This is a genomic window from Marinobacterium sp. YM272 (assembly GCF_050908845.1).
In the GTDB taxonomy this organism is placed as follows: domain Bacteria; phylum Pseudomonadota; class Gammaproteobacteria; order Pseudomonadales; family Balneatricaceae; genus Marinobacterium_D.
Window position 1 is genome coordinate 2759572 of sequence record NZ_CP194171.1, and the last position, 17655, is coordinate 2777226.

General features: G+C 58.2%; 14 protein-coding genes. 5 read left to right on the forward strand and 9 right to left on the reverse strand.

What is annotated here, in order from left to right; all coding sequences use genetic code 11:
• Window positions 1-12: 12 nt before the first annotated feature.
• From ACQUQP_RS12225 to ACQUQP_RS12235, 3 genes are read left to right on the forward strand one after another with little or no spacing between them, the layout of a single operon-like run.
• On the forward strand, window positions 13-987 hold the full coding sequence (locus tag ACQUQP_RS12225) for a YVTN family beta-propeller repeat protein (protein ID WP_432695310.1): 975 nt from the start codon (window positions 13-15) through the stop codon (window positions 985-987).
• A gap of 7 nt (window positions 988-994) precedes the next feature.
• Complete coding sequence (locus ACQUQP_RS12230) at window positions 995-1750, forward strand: ABC transporter ATP-binding protein (protein WP_432695311.1); 756 nt, start codon at window positions 995-997, stop codon at window positions 1748-1750.
• Entirely contained in the window at window positions 1747-2547 is an 801-nt protein-coding gene (locus ACQUQP_RS12235; RefSeq protein ID WP_432695312.1) for an ABC transporter permease, read from the forward strand. Before ACQUQP_RS12230 ends, ACQUQP_RS12235 begins: the two co-directional genes overlap by 4 nt.
• A 35-nt stretch (window positions 2548-2582) precedes the next feature.
• Here the strand turns inward: ACQUQP_RS12235 and ACQUQP_RS12240 are convergent, their stop codons facing one another.
• Window positions 2583-3977: an MFS transporter gene (locus ACQUQP_RS12240; RefSeq protein ID WP_432695313.1), complete on the reverse strand. Its 1395-nt coding sequence runs from the start codon at window positions 3975-3977 to the stop codon at window positions 2583-2585.
• A 199-nt stretch (window positions 3978-4176) separates the two neighbouring features.
• Here ACQUQP_RS12240 and ACQUQP_RS12245 point away from each other — a divergent pair, with 199 nt between their 5' ends.
• A complete protein-coding gene (locus ACQUQP_RS12245) occupies window positions 4177-5493 on the forward strand; it encodes a sigma-54-dependent Fis family transcriptional regulator (RefSeq protein ID WP_432695314.1) in 1317 nt (438 codons plus the stop codon).
• A 38-nt stretch (window positions 5494-5531) separates the two neighbouring features.
• Here the strand turns inward: ACQUQP_RS12245 and ACQUQP_RS12250 are convergent, their stop codons facing one another.
• From ACQUQP_RS12250 to ACQUQP_RS12260, 3 genes are all read right to left on the reverse strand, one after another.
• Window positions 5532-6056, reverse strand: a complete 525-nt coding sequence (locus tag ACQUQP_RS12250) for a disulfide bond formation protein B (protein WP_432695315.1) — start codon at window positions 6054-6056, stop codon at window positions 5532-5534.
• A 315-nt stretch (window positions 6057-6371) separates the two neighbouring features.
• Window positions 6372-6839: an aminoacyl-tRNA deacylase gene (locus tag ACQUQP_RS12255; RefSeq protein ID WP_432695316.1), complete on the reverse strand. Its 468-nt coding sequence runs from the start codon at window positions 6837-6839 to the stop codon at window positions 6372-6374.
• Between the two features lie 210 nt (window positions 6840-7049).
• The gene (locus ACQUQP_RS12260) at window positions 7050-7394 is read right to left on the reverse strand and encodes a PilZ domain-containing protein (protein WP_432695317.1); all 345 of its coding nucleotides are present in this window, start codon (window positions 7392-7394) and stop codon (window positions 7050-7052) included.
• Window positions 7395-7609: 215 nt separating this feature from the next.
• Between ACQUQP_RS12260 and ACQUQP_RS12265 the strand changes: the two genes are divergently transcribed.
• Window positions 7610-8278 carry a response regulator gene (locus ACQUQP_RS12265; protein WP_432695318.1) on the forward strand — a complete coding sequence of 223 codons (669 nt, stop codon included), beginning with the start codon at window positions 7610-7612 and terminating at the stop codon, window positions 8276-8278.
• Between the two features lie 250 nt (window positions 8279-8528).
• On the opposite strand, the gene ACQUQP_RS12270 is transcribed toward ACQUQP_RS12265, so the two are convergent.
• The 5 genes from ACQUQP_RS12270 to ydiJ all read right to left on the reverse strand — a co-directional run bounded on the left by ACQUQP_RS12270 (window position 8529) and on the right by ydiJ (window position 17602).
• Window positions 8529-11144, reverse strand: a complete 2616-nt coding sequence (locus ACQUQP_RS12270) for a NahK/ErcS family hybrid sensor histidine kinase/response regulator (RefSeq protein WP_432695319.1) — start codon at window positions 11142-11144, stop codon at window positions 8529-8531.
• Window positions 11137-12297 carry a nitric oxide-sensing protein NosP gene (gene nosP, locus ACQUQP_RS12275; protein ID WP_432695320.1) on the reverse strand — a complete coding sequence of 387 codons (1161 nt, stop codon included), beginning with the start codon at window positions 12295-12297 and terminating at the stop codon, window positions 11137-11139. Before nosP ends, ACQUQP_RS12270 begins: the two co-directional genes overlap by 8 nt.
• A 198-nt stretch (window positions 12298-12495) precedes the next feature.
• Entirely contained in the window at window positions 12496-13575 is a 1080-nt protein-coding gene (locus tag ACQUQP_RS12280) for a porin (RefSeq protein ID WP_432695321.1), read from the reverse strand.
• Between the two features lie 359 nt (window positions 13576-13934).
• The gene (gene rraA, locus ACQUQP_RS12285) at window positions 13935-14420 is read right to left on the reverse strand and encodes a ribonuclease E activity regulator RraA (RefSeq protein WP_432695322.1); all 486 of its coding nucleotides are present in this window, start codon (window positions 14418-14420) and stop codon (window positions 13935-13937) included.
• A 128-nt stretch (window positions 14421-14548) separates the two neighbouring features.
• Window positions 14549-17602 carry a D-2-hydroxyglutarate dehydrogenase YdiJ gene (gene ydiJ, locus ACQUQP_RS12290; RefSeq protein ID WP_432695323.1) on the reverse strand — a complete coding sequence of 1018 codons (3054 nt, stop codon included), beginning with the start codon at window positions 17600-17602 and terminating at the stop codon, window positions 14549-14551.
• Between the last annotated feature and the right edge of the window lie 53 nt (window positions 17603-17655).

Genomic DNA, 17655 nt, shown 5'->3' on the forward strand with positions numbered 1-17655 from the left:
AAGGAAATAAGCATGACTATTAAAACAAGACTCCTGACTCTTATGATCGCCGCAGCGCTGGCCGCACCGGCCGCCAACGCCTCCAAGGCCTACATCTCCAACGAGAAGGACGACACCCTGTCGGTACTCGACCTCAACACCTGGGAGGTGATCGATACCATCGATGTGGGTGAGCGTCCCCGCGGCATCGCGCTGTCCAAGGACCACACCAAGCTGTATATCTGCGCCAGCGACTCTGACACCGTCCAGGTGATGGACCTGGCGACCCACAAAATCATCGAGAATCTGCCCTCCGGCGCGGACCCGGAACAGTTCGCGCTGCATCCGGATAACCGCAAGCTGTACATCTCCAACGAAGATGACGCCATAGTCACCGTGGTCGATACCGAATCCCACGAAGTGCTGGCTCAGATCGAGGTGGGTGTGGAGCCTGAAGGGATGGCGGTCAGCCCCGATGGCAAGTGGGCGGTGAACACCAGCGAGACCACCAATATGCTGCACTGGATCGATACCGAGACCCACGAACTGGTGGACAACACGCTGGTGGATCAGCGCCCCCGCCATGTGGAGTTCCGCGAGGATGGCAAGCTGCTCTGGGCCTCCTCGGAGATCGGCGGCACGGTGTCGGTGATCGATGTGGAAAGCCGCGAGATCATCAAAAAACTTAACTTCGAGATCAAGGGGATTCACCCCGACAAGATTCAGCCGGTGGGCGTAAAGCTTGGCGCCGACGGCAAATACGCGTTTGTGGCCCTGGGGCCTGCCAACCATGTGGCCGTGGTCGATGCAAACTCCTACGAGGTAGTTGATTACCTGTTGGTCGGCCGTCGCGTCTGGCATATGGAGTTCACCCCGGATAAACAGTATCTGCTGACCACCAACGGAATCAGCGGCGATGTGTCGGTGATCAACGTGGCGGACCTGAAGGTCGAACGCTCAATCAAGGTAGGCCGCTACCCCTGGGGCGTGGTCACTCTTGCGGACTGAGGCAGCCATGACGCTCGCACTGCAAATCGATCGGGTCAGCCACCGCTACGGCCAGCGGTTGGCGCTGGACAGCATCAGTATTGGACTGCTGCAGGGACGTTTTAATGCCCTGCTCGGCCCCAATGGCGCAGGCAAGTCCACGCTGTTTGCGCTGCTTACCCGGCTCTACCGGGTTCAGCGGGGCGAGATCCGCCTCGGCGATATCAGCATTGATCAGAGGCCGCGTGCGCTGCTGGCGAAACTCGGCGTCGTGTTCCAGCAGAGCACCCTGGATCTGGACCTGACGGTAATGCAGAACCTGGAGTATCACGGCGCCCTGCATGGACTGTCTAAACGGGAGATCCGTCGCCGGGCAGAGGCGGAGCTGGAATGGCTCGGGCTTGCGGATCGCAGCAAAGACAAGGTGCGCTCGCTGAACGGCGGCCACCGCCGGCGGGTCGAGATCGCCCGCGCTCTGCTGCACCGGCCTGATATTCTGCTGCTGGATGAGGCCAGCGCCGGACTGGATGTATCCTCCCGCCAGGCGATCAACCGGGCGGTGCGGACACTCTGTGAAGAGCGCGGTTTGACCGTGCTCTGGGCCACCCATCTGCTTGAAGAGGTCTCCCTGGACGATCCGGTGGTGATTCTGCATCGCGGCCGGGTGCTAGCCCAGGGGATCGGCCGGGAGGTATGCGAGGCAGGCGAGCAGCCAACGCTGGATGCGCTGTTCGACCGGCTTACCAGCAACCCGCAAACGCGCGAGGCGGAGGTCCGCCTATGAACCTGTCCTACCTGCATGCATTCAACGGTGTGGTAAAGCGGGAGTTCTGGCGTTTTATCCAGCAACGCAGCCGCTTTATGAGCGCGCTGGTGCGTCCCCTGCTCTGGCTGGTGGTGTTTGCCGCCGGTTTCAGAGCCGCCCTGGGCGTGGCGATCATTCCGCCCTATGCCACCTACATCACCTACGAAACCTATATCGCACCGGGCCTGTGCTGCATGATCCTGCTGTTCAACGGCATGCAGAGTTCGCTGTCGATGGTCTACGACCGGGAGATGGGCAGCATGAAGGTGCTGCTGATGAGTCCTGTACCGCGCAGCTGGCTGCTGATCAGCAAACTGCTGGCGATTGCACTGATCTCCCTGCTGCAGGTGTATGCCTTTCTCGGCCTGGCCTGGATCGCCGGGGTTGAACCGCCGGTTCTGGGCCTGCTCACCGCCCTGCCGGCACTGATCCTGGTGGCGCTGCTGCTCGGCTCGATCGGGCTGTTTCTCTCCGCCCGCATCCGCCAGCTGGAGAACTTTGCCGGGGTGATGAATTTCGTGATCTTTCCGATGTTCTTCCTGTCGTCGGCGCTCTACCCGCTCTGGAAGATGCGGGAGTCCAGCGAATGGCTTTACTGGATCTGCCAGTACAACCCCTTCACCCACGCCGTCGAGCTGGTGCGCTTTGCCCTCTATCAGCAGCTTAACCTGCAGGCACTGGCTATTACCGCCGGCACAACACTGCTCTTTGCCACCCTGGCGGTGATCAGCTTCAACCCGGAACGAACCGTGCGGGCGGCTCCCGCCAAAGCCTGACCTACTGGTTGGCATTGGCAGAAGCCACGCTACTGTCAGGCAGGGCGCATCGCTCCGCGCCGCCAGGAGGTGAATGCAGCAAGCGCACCGTAACCGGCACAGATCACAAAGGCGATTCTGAGCACCGTCATCAGCAGCGGATACTGCTCAGGCTCCAGCTGGGCGTTGCCGATAATGAGGTTGAACAGCAGTACCACCACCGCCATGCCGAGCATATTGCCCAGGGCGCGGGAGATATTCAGGATCGAAGATGCAACACCGAGACGTTCCGGTGCCGCGACAGACAGTGCCGCGTTGTTGTTCGGAGAGGTAAATAACCCCATCCCCAACCCCATCAGCAGAAGCAGCACCGAGATAAAGCCCAGCGAGGTGGTATCGTCCACCGTCGACAGAGCCGCAAGGCCTGCAGTAAAGAACAGGCAGCCCAGCGTTGCCGGTACTCGCGGCTCGAGCCTGTCGGACAGGCGACCGGAGAGCGGCGCGACCACGGCCATCACCGCCGCCTGCAGCAGCATCAGCCGACCCGCTTCCGAGGGTGTGAGGCCCTGAATGTACTGCAGATAAAGACTCATCATGAACTGCAGCGGATAGTTCGCCGAGTACATCAGGAAGCTCGACTGGATCGAGCGGAAAAACACCCGGTTTCCAACCATACGCCGCAGGCGGATCAACGGATAAGCCGTGCGTTCCTGCTGGTAGATAAACAGCGCAAGGGTAGCGCCACCAAGCAGCAGGAGGCCGGCACCGCTCAGGGATGGCAGCCAGGAGATACCGACGAAAAGCGATGAGGTAGCAACCATGAACACCAGGCTGCCGATCCAGTCGAGGCGTTCGTGCGGATTGCGTTCAGACTCATGCACAAACAGGCCGACCATAATCAGCGCCAGCGCCGCCAGTGGCAGCGGGATCAGAAACACCGAACGCCAGCCCCAGACATCCGTCAGAATGCCACCGATCCAGGGTCCGCAGGTCAGCCCCAGGTAGACCGAGGCCGAGGTCAGCCCCAGCGCCATACCGCGGTTATGGTTGGCGAATACGTTACTGATGATCGCCATGCCGGTGCCGAAGATCATCGCGCCAGATACCCCCTGGACCAGCCGTATCGCCAGCAGCGGACGAATATCATCGATCAGCTCGACACTGAGGGAACTCAGCGCAAACAGCAGCGCGCCAGCCATAAAGATCCGTTTGCGCCCGACGATATCGCCAATTCTCCCGGCGGGCAGCTGAAACGCCACTGCGCCCAGCAGATTCATGGTCGGAACCCAGCTGACCAACACGGCATCCGCCTGAAGATCGCTGGCGATGACCGGCAGAGCCACGTTAACCGACGAGAGGCTCATCGGCATCAGAAAGGTTGCCACGCAAACGCTGACCAGCGTCAGCCAGCGTACCGATGCTCGTTCGTAAAGATCTCTGTTGTGACTCATCTACGGCGTTTTCCTGAAAATCCAGAGGCGGAGATAGAGTGTAATGGGTATTACGCAAACTTTCAGCGTTGTTTCCCGCGACGCCCGGAAAAGCGGGCTTCAGGAGCTATACTCGAAAGTGACAGTTTAAAAATAAAGCCCACTACCAAGATCCGGAACGCACCCCTGACAGGTGCAACGACCGGGCGGGAGCAACACCATGAACGCCAAACCCAGGCAGCCGGGTAAAAGCAGCCACAAGGGAGGGCGTGTACTGACGCTCACTGATCTTGAGAATCAGAATCGAATCTTTCGCGGTAGCGGCGGAGTCAGCGAGGAAAATCGCGTGCTTGGTTTCCGCCCCGCCTTTTACGACCTCGACAGCGGTACTATTCTGCCCTCCCGCTTCGCCAACGGCCGCGAAGCACCGATGCACCTGCTTGAAGGCCTGCCCGACGAGTTCATTCAATCCCGCGATGAGAACGGTCGCCCCTGTGCCGCCAGAGCCGGTATAGTGGCCGGCTTTTCCCGTAACGATCAGTTCTACACCCGCGACCAGGCAGCCTCGGCCACCCGCCAGATGAAGGAGCGCTCGCTGCTGTTAAGCAATCCGGAACAGCACGACCAGCTGCTCGATATCTGGGATGCTTTTATGGCCGATCACACCCTGCCACCCAATCTGGTGCGTCCCGTCGTGGCGGAATCCTGGATCCGCTGCAAGGAGTCGGGCCTGGATCCGGACCGCAGAGATGCACCGGCCAGCAATGAAGACGAACTCGCCTACCGACAGGTGAGCAACACCGAACTGCTCGAGGCGGCGCAACCGATTCTGAAGCACGCCCGCCAGGCACTGTTCCGCGCCGACAGTATCATGGTGCTCAGTGATGCCAAGGGGCTGATTCTGGAGGCCGAAGCCGACAAGGCGGTCTACAACGCCGCCGGGCGGGTAAACCTGATCGAGGGTGGTATCTGGGAAGAGCTCGCGGTGGGCACCAACTCCATAGGTACCGCAATCGCCGCGGGCGAGCCTGTTCAGCTGTACGGTGCCGAACACTTCTGCACCGGCATCAAGCGCTGGACCTGTTCTGCTGACGTGATACGCGACCCCCATGACGGACAGATTCTGGGGTCGGTGGACCTGTCGGGACTGACCGATACCTATCAGCACGATGCACTGGAGTTCGTTATCACTGCGGCACGACTGATTGAAGCCAATCTGGCAGAGAGTTACTTTGCGCAACGCCAGTCGGTGATCAGTGGTTCAGCGGACAGTTTTACGAAATGGCGGGGGGACGGGCTGCTCGCTTTCGATCGGCGGGGCCGGCTGGTCCGTGCCAATGACCGCGCTCAGGTGTTGCTGGGGGAAAACTCCAGCGATCTGCTGATGACACCCCAGACCCGCGTACCGGCACTGGATCTGGCGCTGAATCCCAAGCTTGAACAACTGCCCGACTGGCTGCTCCCCCATCAGTTGCAACCGATCCGGCAGCAGCAACAGAGTGTCGGGACCCTGGTGATCCTGGCCCAGCCCCACTAGCGATAGGTCCGGGCACTGCGGTTAACTTAAGAACCTGGTCAGGAAAACAGGTCCTTCTCTTTTTTCGGTTTGCGGAAACTGGCAAGCAACAGCACTAGGGAAACGAGCGCCCAAAGCGCTGAAATCACCACCAGCGCCTCGGCCATGCTGATATTAAACGCGAGCATCGGGGTATAACCGCAGGGCTCCCAGGGTTCGAACAGCACCGGCGACCACTGATGCAGCGGCAGCCAGTCGGGAAACTGCGGGTCCATGGTGCAGCTGTCGATGATGGTGCCACGCTCGACACCCAGAGTGATCCAGCTCGATCTGAGCATCCCTAACGCCAGGCCCAGAGAGGCCAGGTGTCCCAGCAGTGCCAATGGTCCACCGATAACCAGCATCAACAGCGCCACGGCACCCAAGCCAAAAATCCAGGCGCGTATATGTACACAGAGTACACAGGGGCCGTAATCCAGCACGTACTGGTAGTAGAGCGCTACCCCCTCCAGCACCAGGCAAGCGATCAGGACAAGAAACCAGAATATACGGCTGCGTGCGGTAGCGGAAAGAAAGTCGAGCATCATTTTCCTATTAATTCAAAGGACTGCGATCCGAAAGGTAATGATTATTCGCCTATCTGTATAAACTTCAACCCCGCCGCTAAAACTTCATCGTTAATGCCCCTGTTCGCGGGTATCACAGATAAAGTAGCGTCGTGGACGAGCTATGGACGCAGCATTCGCTGTAACAGCAAAGGGTGAAAGGCCCGATAGAGACCCGGGCCAACTACCCAGGGATGTAGGTCCAATACCAGAACGAGGGAGAGAGTCCAGGGCCTTTGGGAGCCGCGTCCCGCCAACCGGTAGCGACGGTCTACCGGCTGGATAGGCCACAGCTTAATGCCGGCAGATCAACCCGTGGGGCTGATGCTCCATCAATCGAATAAAGCTCTTGTGATCAAGTTCGAGCAGTTCGGTGTGATCACCGCTTTCCAGGTAACAGAGATTTTCCTGGGCCAGACTGTCGTCCCAGATCATTTTCATGTTGTACGCCTGCCCCAGAGAGGGCACGGCGCCAGCCTCGCAATCACGAAACAGGATACGCACGTCACGTTGAGTTGCGGGCTCGAGCAACCGGTTAAGTGATTCGTTTACTACATCCAGATCAACCTGGCGATCGGAAGGTACCATCGCCATGACGAAACCTTCTTCATCTTTAAGTACCACACCTTTGGCCACCCGATGGGCGGGAACTCGCGCTGCGAAGGCGGATCGCATCGCTGTTTCCGTGTAGGGATGATGACGCAGATGGTAAGGCACCTGCTGATGATCCAGGTAGCTCTGCACCGTTGCTGAGATAGACATTGTTCGCTCCTCCCAACCCTGAATCGCCGCGTGTCCGCGGCGGGATGGATTATTCCTCCTTTAAGCTGGTTACATCTTATAGATTAGTCTCTCAGGCCCTGCTGTGCCTGATAGCCAAGATGAAATCCGGAACGCTTAAATGGAAAAACGAAGCAACGCGGTTCAATCAGCGGGATGATCGCGAGATATCAACGTGAACGGGAAGAGCTCTCAGCCGAGATTTCCCTTCACATAGGTTTCGATAGCCGCGCGGGCGTCATCGTCAATAGCGACGATCTTTAGCCCCAGCGCTGCTTTATCAACCGACATACGGCGCTTGTAAACCACCCGGCACAGGCTGTTGACCTCAAGACCCGAAAGATCAAATTGCAGGCCCAGTTCAATACCGCCCTGCCCGGGCTTGGGGGTCAGACTGGCGAGCTGTCCACCGCCCTCGATCTGAAAGCCGGAGACACTCAGATCCACGAGCTGAACGGAAAAACGATCACTGCCGACATTCGCCTCTGCGCTGAGATCTGCAAAAACACGCGGGTGTAGACGCCTGTCGACGCTCATTCCAAACTACCTCTTACACTTGATAATCAAGAGATTACGGCAGAAACATAGACCCGTAAATGATTTTGTGGCCATATTGGCACGATCAATGACATGAGCACGCAAAACAGTACTTTAGTACTGGTTCGCTTCCACGATGGTTTAATTTCATACTTCCATAAATCGGGTTGTAATGAGCCTATCCCCTGATAATAAAACGATAAGAGGGAAACGATGTGTACAAAATACTGATTGCCGATGATCACCCTCTGTTTCGTGAGGCGATCACTAATGTCATCCAGTCCGGCTTTCCCGGCTCGGAAACGATCGAGACAGAAGATCTGGAAACCGCGCTTCAGCTAGCCACTGAAGACGACGACCTGGACCTGGTACTGCTCGACCTGAATATGCCCGGTATGCATGGCCTGAACGGGCTGATATCACTGCGTAACGAAGCACCCACCGTACCTGTTGTGATCGTTTCAGCCGAGGATGACAAGCAAATTGTCCTGCAGGCGATCACCTGCGGCGCTGTTGGCTTTATCTCCAAATCCTCACCGCGCCCGCAGATGACCGAAGCACTGCAACAGATTCTCAACGGCAACGTTTACCTGCCCTCCGATATCATCCGCTCAAGCGGCAGCGACAGCCGCCGCCAGCGCCGCATGAACGAGCCGCAGATTCCGCCGGAGCTGCTTAACTCCCTGACCCGCCGCCAGCTGCTGGTACTGGAGCGCATGGCCCAGGGAGAATCCAACAAGCAGATCGCCTATAACCTCAGCATCGCGGAGACCACTGTAAAGGCACATGTCTCGGCGATCCTGCGCAAGCTCGGCGTGCACAACCGGGTGCAGGCGATTCTCTCCGCCAGCGATATCGACTTTGCCCACTACCTGAGGCGTTGAGCCGTAGGGCTTTCAGACCAAACCAAAGAGGCCGAAACAACGGCCTCTTTTCTATTCAGGGTTTATGTTTAACCGCTTTCTCGCCGGCTCTCTCGCACTCTCTAACAATTACGAACATACCGCCGCCAGGGAATTTAACCCTGCCCTGAGAACAGGCCTGGCAGTAATAAAAGCGGAGTCAGCCGGACCTTTCGGCCGCGGCACAATGCAGCGGCCGGTAAACGGCCAGGAACAGAGGGTTTCGCCCGCCTCAGCTATCGATCAGATGACTCAGCATCGTCTTCAGCTTCAGCGGCCGTATCGGCTTGTGCATCAGGTGGTAGCCCAGGTTGCGCATCTCCTGCTTCAGCTCGTTGCTGTAATTGGCGGTGATCATCAGCACCGGCGGCTCATCCGGGCGTTGCGGCATAATTTCACGCACCAGATCGACGCCGTTCACGCCGTTATCCAGGTGATAGTCGACAATCAGCAGGTCGAGCGCCGCCGAGCCTATCGCCACCTTTTCCCGCAACTGCTCCAGACTGAGCGCGGTGACAATGTCACAGCCCCAGCCTTTCAACAGGGTCGACATGCCGTCACAGATCGACTGGTCATTATCGATCATCCAGACACTCGCACCCTGCAGCCGGTCACCGAAATCGTTAACCTTCAGCTGGGGTACCGTGTGCTGGGGCGCCAGCTCACCATAGGGGATGAGTACAGAGAATACCGAGCCGCGGCCGGGGCTGGAGTGCACATCGATGCGATGGCCCAGCATCCGTGCGATCTTGTCGACGATGGCGAGCCCGAGGCCCAGCCCCTTGTCCTGCCCGGCGTTATTGCCCCGCTTGAATTCTTGGAAAATGGTAGCCAGCTGATCGGCGGGAATACCGCTGCCGGTATCGCAGACCTGGATCTCCAGGCCTTCGCGCCTGCGCCGGCAACCGAGCAGGATATTGCCGCCGGAGCCGGTGTAGCGCACGGCGTTGGAGAGCAGGTTACGCAGAATGCGCCCCAGCAGCGCCGGGTCACTCTGCACCACGACCCGGGAGTTAACGGCATGGAAGCTGAGGCCTTCGCTCTGGGCAATATGGGTATACTCGGAGGCGATATTCTCCAGCAGCTCATTGATATGAAACGCGGAAACATCCGGTTTGATCACCCCGGCGTCCAGCTTCGAGATATCCACCAGAGTACTGAGCAGGCGCTCCACATCCTCCAGCGAGTTGCTGACCGAACCGATCAGACCGCCGATCCGCTCCGGCATCGGCTGTTCCAGCAGCGCGCCGGTAAACAGCCTGGCGGCATTAAGCGGCTGCAGCAGGTCGTGGCTGACCGCCGCCAGGAACTTGGTCTTGGAGAGGTTGGCCTGCTCTGCCTCCTGTTTGGCGTCACGTAGACGGGACTCTATGGTCTTGCGCTCGCCGATCTCCTGGCGCAACTGCTGGTTAAGCTCGGTCAGCTCGGAGGTCCGCTCCCGGACCCGCTGTTCCAGGTTTTCATACGCCTGCTGCAGCGCCATGGCGGTACGGCGGCGTTCGGTAATATCACGAATCATGACGAAAAAGCCCACCGGCTTGCCATCACTGCCCAGGTTCGGCACATAGGCCTTGAGCAGGTAACGGTTTTCGCCCAGTGCGTTGGCCTCCTCGATCTCGAAGGTCACGCTCTCGCCCTGCATCGCCCTGTCCACGTACGGTTTGAGACGTTCATACGGGCCTTCACCGTGCACACGACTCATGGTTTCGCCGATCAGGGAGCCCCTTGGCCAGCCGTACCACTCGTCATAAACCTTGTTGGTGAACTGGTAACGCATCCCCTCACCGATATAGGCGATCAGTGCCGGCACGTGGTCGGTAATGACGCGGATCCAGCGCTCGCTTTCACGCAGCGTTTCCGCGTAACGGGAATGATCGGTGATATCGGTGTAGGTGTTGACGTAACCACCGGCAGACATCGGGTGGGTGCGGATTTCGATAACACGACCATCACCCAGTTGCTGGGTCAGCTCGGTCAACGGCTGATCCGATTCGTCGCGTGAGCGTGGTGTCAGCAGCGCGACATCCGAAGCACTCATCAGCTGCTCAAACCTCGGACTGTCCGCCAGCTGATCAGACTTCAGGTGCGTCATCCGCAGGAACAGGTCGTTCCATATCTCTACCCGCCCTTCGGCATTGATTAAAACCACGCCCTGGGAGAGGTTATCGACAGCGCTTTGCAGCAGGCGTGATTTGACCGCCAGTGCCTGTTCCCGCTGCGCCGCTTCTGATGCCTTGAGGTCAGTAATATCTGTATACAGCGCAACCAGGCCGCCATCACCGGTTTCGCGGCTGCTCATCTGCAACCAGCGGCCATCGCAGAGACGGTAAATATTGGCCTCTTCGCCCTGCCCGACCTGCGTTTCAACGATCAGGTTGCGCTCAAGGCCCAGCTCCAGGCAGCGCTCGATGGTAATGCCGCGCTGAATATTGACGCCACAAAGCGCCCAGATTTCGCGGAAGCGGTTATTAAACAGGACCAGTTTTTTATCGGCATCGAACAACGCAAACGCATCGGAGATACTCTCGATCGCATCAATCAGGCGCTGGTGTGCCGTGGCCGCCTCTTCGTTCGCCTGCTTCAGGGCCTGGTTGGAGTACTTCAGATCATGCAGGGCCACATTCAGCGCCTCGGTACGTTCTCGCACCTGCTCGGCCAGGGTCACCGAATGCTCGAAGGCGGCATAGGGTTCAGCACGCAGTCCGCTGCTTGCCTCGACCCGCTCGATCAGGGCATCGCGAATCCGTTGCAGGCGACCGTTTTCGCTTTCAAGCTCGGCAACACGTGCTCGCAACTGTTCGGGAGTCAGCTGTTCCAGCGCGAGCGGATCCGACACGGCATCACCCATTTCGGTTTCTTTGACCGATAACGACGCCGGTGAAGGTCTGGTTGATGTGCATGCCGTCATACTGTTCCCCGTAGGTGTTAAAGCCGATCACACGGTGCGCCTGTAAAAAGCGCGACATGTTTTCCTCCTCACCGTTGAGCTCAAGCTCCATACGGCGCAGAAAACAATCACATCCGATGGTGATCAGCGGCTGACCTATCTCAGCTTCAATGCGGTCGAAGTGACCCGCCAGGTCATCAAATAACGAATCTGATTTCATGGCGGTCAGAACAATGCCGTTCTCCACAGCACAATAAAATGTAAGGCTTCCGTCTGGATTTACACGCTGGATCGAGCGTACGTAATACTCCTGACCGATACGTACAGCAAGCGGTCGCAACGCGAACGTGGACACATCCAGATCCTCCACCCGCATACCGACCATCGCTGCATACTCTTCAGCAGCGGGTGCGGCATTAAGCTCGAATACCGTGCGGGTGTTGGGGTCGGAAGCAGTGACAACCATCTTGTCATCCAGGGGCCGCAGGTGATGGGTGGTAAACACCTCGAAATCCAGCGGAGTACTGACCAGAATGACGATAGCCGCCTGGGTATGAAAGCGCCCGCGGTAGTAGACATGGGTGTTGGTCAGATGAATATCGTCGCCAGCAGAGCCGCCAAAGTGCGGGATGCTGCCAAGTGCTGAGTTCAGAGTCATCAGCACCCGCTCCTCCTGGCTGGAGAGACCATCAAGCAGCGTCAGTGCGAAACTGTGCCCCTTGATCGGCGCCACCTTTTCCTGGCGGCAGGAGGCTACGAGACGTGACACCAGCTCCTGGGCATCGGACAGCGCAAACCTGTCCAGAGACTCCACCAGCTCAACATCGATGGCGAACAAGTTGCGGTCAAAACCGATGGCGGTGATGCTGCCTCGATCATAGCCATCCGGTGTTACCTCTCCCGCCGTTGTACAACCCGCCACGTTGAGATCACCGAACTCTGATGCCAGGGCGTCGCTGAGCATCTCCAGGTCATATTCGGCGGAGCAGAAAAACAGCACGAAACCGATTTCCGGATGACTCAGCTGCTGGCACAGTTCCCGGGCCGCAGCGGTGGCATCTTTATTTGCGGAGACGGCGGTTCTTACCGGTTCTCTGATAATGGGGGCGTTCATCACAATACTCTCGGAGCTGGCGCTGTTTCTTTTGATTGTAGGCATACAACCCTGGAGCTGGTAATGCTACTTGAGTACTGATTCGACCGGGCCTTGGGAGCTAGATAACTGCAAGGAAGGGAAAAATAAAAGCCGCAAACCGAATGAAGGGGGGAAGTCCGGTTTGCGGCCAGCATCATGCTGAAAAGATGATGATGTTTACCAAGTGAGGACGGCACCTAAAGCCAACGTGTCCATGTCTTCACCGCCCTCGGGTTCATAGACACTGTATTCACCGACAAGTTTCAAATTGTCAGTAACATTGTAGAACAGCGCTCCGGCGGAAAGTTCACTTTCGATACCGCCAGCATCTACGTTGCCGTAGGAGAGAACGCCTCGAACGGCTTTGTAAGTGTAGGAGGTCTGTACGAGATAGCCATCTGAATCGACCTCAGAATCGAGCACATCGGAGGTAAAGGTTGTCGGAATACCCTCCTGATCGAATCCTGACGCCGTCAGCTTGAAGCCGCCGTAGCCAAGCTGCACACCGTACGCCAGACCCTGGGCGTCAACAGTATCCGTCGCCGTGGTGGTCTCACCCATGGCGCCACCCAGCCAGGCACCCAGCTTCAGACCGTTATAATCGGCGTTGTAGGTCAGCTCCGCTTCAAAGCGCGGCTCTTCGCTGTAGCGGCTCAAATCATTGGAGTAACTCGGGTCCAGGATACCCACGGCGAGCTGGAAGCCATTGGCGGTGGGGCTGCGGTAGGTGATCTGCGCGTTCGGGTTGGCGTAGGGATAACCGGTGGTGATATTACCGAAGGTGGTACGTACCGAGTTCTGCGGGGCGAAGCCCACACCGAGCAGCAGTTCGTCATTAAAGATATTGCTGCGGGCATAGAGGCCGAAATCCTTACCGAACAGGACCTGACCCCAGTCCCCATCCACGGTGCCATAGAACTGACGCACGTCGATGGCAGTGTCGGTTTCGCTGTCACCGTTCAGGTCGTCATTGTTGACGTCGTTGATGGTAACCCAGAAGGAGGAACGCGCACCCAGCGTCAGGTCACCCTGCTCTTTGGCGACGTTAAAGCCAATATAGTTAGGCAGAAAGCCCATGCGAACGCGGGAGACTTTATCGTCGCCCTGCTCCTGGTGGGTGTAGAAGGCATTCAGCAGACCATCAGCAGAGAAGGTGGTGCCTTCTTTGTCGTAAAGCACAATCTCGGCCTGTGCTGATACGGAAGCCGCAGTAACGGCCAGAGCCAGCAGTGAACGGGTCAGATTCTTGTTTTTCATGTGATCCCCTTATTATTTTGTCATGACACTCAGACGGTATTGGCTTATGCCGGAGCCTGATGGGGATCGATTATTGAGGTCTGGCGAAACCGGGAGTATTCAACCAGGGCGCCATTTAGGCGCTACTTTTCAGCCGCGATGAAAGAGGTGTAAACGGCGCAATGCCAACGACTGTCGTCGGATCAATACGGTTGTAGCGGATCGATTGAACGGACCGGCCAGACGTATTACCTCTTTATGACAGATGCTCAAGGATATAGGTCGCAACCCTACTTAAGCGCCGCGGAAAGGGTGTAAAAGCTGCTACCTAAGAACGAAAAAAGCGCCGAAAAGGCGCTTTTTCTGGGCTGAAGGGCTTATCAGGACAGTTCCAGCTTCTCAGCAGAGACCAGTACACCGTTGTTATCGGCGTAGACATATTCGCCAGGAACAAAGGTCACACCGCCGAAGGTGAGCGGAATGTTCAGCTCACCCACGCCCTTCTTCTCGGTTTTCAGCGGGATGGTGCCCAGCGCCTGAACACCGATATCGGTTTCACCGATTGCGTTCACATCGCGGATGCAGCCATAGATGATGATCCCTTCCCAGCCGTTGCTCGCAGCCTTCTCGGCGAGCATATCACCGAGCATGGCGCGACGCATGGAGCCGCCACCATCGACCACCAGCACCTTGCCTGCACCGGGCTGCGCGACCTGCTCGCGAACCAGCGAGTTATCTTCAAAGGCTTTGATGGTGACGATTTCCCCGCCGAAGTTCTCCCGTCCGCCAAAGTTGGCAAACATCGGTTCAACGACACGGACCAGTTCGGGAAACTGATCACAGAGTTCAGGTAGCAGATCTTCCACGGCGGACTCCTTGGTTTTCTTTTCTCTTGAAGGCTGAATACTGCACCAATTTTATTGCGACTGCACTACCACTTAAGACCGGTATCAATGCGCCCGCACAGGACTTGAGCTGTGCAGGCGCAGCACGCTTACTGCCGCACCAGGTTCAGCAGCACCTGCACCGGGTGCGGCAGGCTCTGCTCATCCATACGCTTCACCTGGGAGCGGCAGGAGTAGCCGGTGGCCATCAACTGACCGCGATGCTCCGGCTTGTTGACGATATCGCGCCAGCTCAGATCATAGATATCTTTCGAGCGCTGGTAGTTGCTGGTCTCATGACCGAAGGTGCCGGACATGCCGCAGCAACCGGCGGACTGGATCGTCAGCTTCTGCCCCAGGGCATCGAAGATCTGCTGCCACTGTTTCAATGATGGTGCCGCGGAGGTTTTCTCGGTGCAGTGCGCCATCAGTTTGTATTCGGCGCTCGGCAGATCCCGTTCCAGACGGATGCGACCCAGTTCGCCGGCCAACCACTCCTGAACCAGGAAGACCTGCGGCAGCTCGCCCTGGACGGCGTCGGCGTATTCGTGACGGTAGGTCAGCGTCATCGACGGATCGATGCCGATCAGCGGAGCGCCGGTCGCCTCCAGAGCCCGCAGCATCGCGGTGTTGCGCTTGGCAGCCTTGGAGAAGGTTTTCATAAAGCCGTGTACGTGCAGCGGTTTACCGTTGGGCATGAACGGCGCCACCATCACGTAGTAGCCAAACTGCCCCAGCAGATCGATCAGATCCAGCACCAGGCTGGCCTCGAAGTAGCTGGTAAACGCATCCTGTACGATCACCACGCACCTGTCGCGCTGCGCAAGACTCAGTGATTCAATCAGCTCCGGCGTGGCCCACTCGATGCCGCGCTCGTTCATCCCCTTGCCCAGGCTGTTGGTGCAGATCACCGGGCTGTCCACCATACCGACGATGCGGCGCATGACCGAGCGCATCAGCGGGTTGGTCATCGCCCAGTTATAGGGCGCCGGGAAGCGCGACAGCGCCGGCATCATGAACTCCAGGCTACCGACCAGGTAATCCTTCGTCGGACGCAGGTAGCGACTGTAATAGAGTTCGAGGAAACGGGAGCGGAAGTCGGGTACATTGACCTTGATCGGGCACTGGCCGACGCAGGATTTGCACGCCAGGCAACCCATCATCGCTTCATGAACCTCGTTGGAGAAGTCGTACTCCCCCTTGTTACGACGCAAGGTGTTTTTGATCTTCACCGGCAACGACAGAATGCTGGAGACGCGGCGCGCCTCTTTCGCCTCGCTCACCGGATCCACACCCTGCTTCGCCATCAGCCGCAGCCATTCACGGATCAGCGAGGCACGCCCCTTCGGCGAGTGGATACGCTCGCGGGTACCCTTCCAGGAGGGGCACATGGCGTCGTTCGGATCATAGTTGTAGCAGGCACCGTTACCGTTACAGTTCATGGCGGAGTCATACTGCTCACGCACGATCACCGGGATTTCACGGTCCAGCTGGCCGCGGGTCTGCACCCCGTCGATGGTCAGCAGCTCGGCACCGTCGATGGCCGGCGTGGCGATCTTGCCGGGGTTCAGCTGGTTACGGCCGTCAAAGCTGCCCTTGATCTTCTGCAGTTCGGCATAGAGCGGGCCAAAGAACTCCGGCGCGTATTCGGAGCGCACGCCTTTGCCGTGTTCGCCCCAGAGCAGGCCTTTATATTTTTTGGTCAGCTCCGCGACACCATCGGAGATGGTACGGATCATCGGTTCCTGGGCTTCATCCTTCATGTCGATGGCCGGGCGTACATGCAGTACGCCGCAATCCACATGACCAAACATGCCGTACTTCAGGCCGTGACTGTCCAGCAGTGCGCGGAACTCCATGATGTAATCGGCCAGGTTCTCCGGCGGTACGGCGGTATCTTCGACGAACGGAATCGGGCGTTTCTGTCCCTTGGCGTTGCCGAGCAGGCCCACAGAGCGCTTGCGCATCGCCCAGATCTTGTTGATCTCGCCGGCACCATAGGCCACGGTGTAGCCGAAGCTGGCACCCGACTGTCCCTTCACCTTATCCAGATGGGCACAGAGTGCTTCCACCTCCCGCTTCAGTTTTTCCTCATCATCGCCGGTGTACTCCACCAGGTTGATGCCACTGATCTCCGGCTCACCTTCGATAGAGGGGAAATAGTCGCTGACGCTGTCCCAGACGATATCCTCCATCGCCAGGTTAAGCACCTTGGAGTCCACGGTCTCGATGGAGGTCGGCCCCCACTGCATCAGCGCCTGGGCATCGCGCAGGGAGGCTTCGAAGCTGTCGTACTTCAGGTTGACCAGCGCGGAATACTTGGGGATCGCCAGCACGTTGAGCTTGGCTTCGGCGATAAACGCCAGCGAACCCTCGCCACCGCAAAGCACGGAGTTGAGGTTGAAACGCCCCTGCTCATCACGGATATGCGCCAGGTCGTAACCGGTCAGGCAGCGGTTCAGTTTCGGGAAGGTGGCGTCGATCTGCTCCTTGCAGCGACCAAAAATCTCATCCACGGTACGGTGCACTTCACCAATACGGTCCTCCCGCGCCTTGATCTTATCGAGCTCCGTCTCTTCGACAGGGCCGGAGGTCCAGAACTCACCGCCGAGGAACACGCTGCTCAGTTCCAGAACATGATCGCGGGTCTTGCCGTACATCACCGACCCCTGGCCGCTGGCGTCGGTATTGATCATGCCGCCCACAGTAGCGCGGTTACTGGTGGACAGCTCGGGCGCAAAAAACAGTCCGTAGGGCTTTAGCGCCGCGTTGAGCTGATCCTTGACCACACCGGCCTGAACGCGCACCCAGCGCTGTTCCGGATTGATCTCCAGAATGCGGTTCATATGTTTGGAGACATCCACCACCAGACCATCGGTCAGCGACTGACCGTTGGTACCGGTACCGCCGCCGCGGGCACTCAGCACCACCTCCTTAAAGCGTGACGAATCGGCCAGCTTTGCGATACGCACCAGATCCTGGGTGTTACGCGGATAGAGCACCGCCTGGGGCAGGATCTGGTAGATGCTGTTATCGGTCGCCAGCACAACACGGTTGGCGTAGTCGGGGTTCAGGTCGCCCTCAAAGCCGCTCTCCCTCAGCGCCTCAACAAAATCGAGGTAAAGCTGCTGGATGGTATCGGTTTCGGCTATGCGTGGGATCATGGCTAATCCTGTGGATTCTCAAAGACGTGGATTGAATGGGGTTAATGATGCAA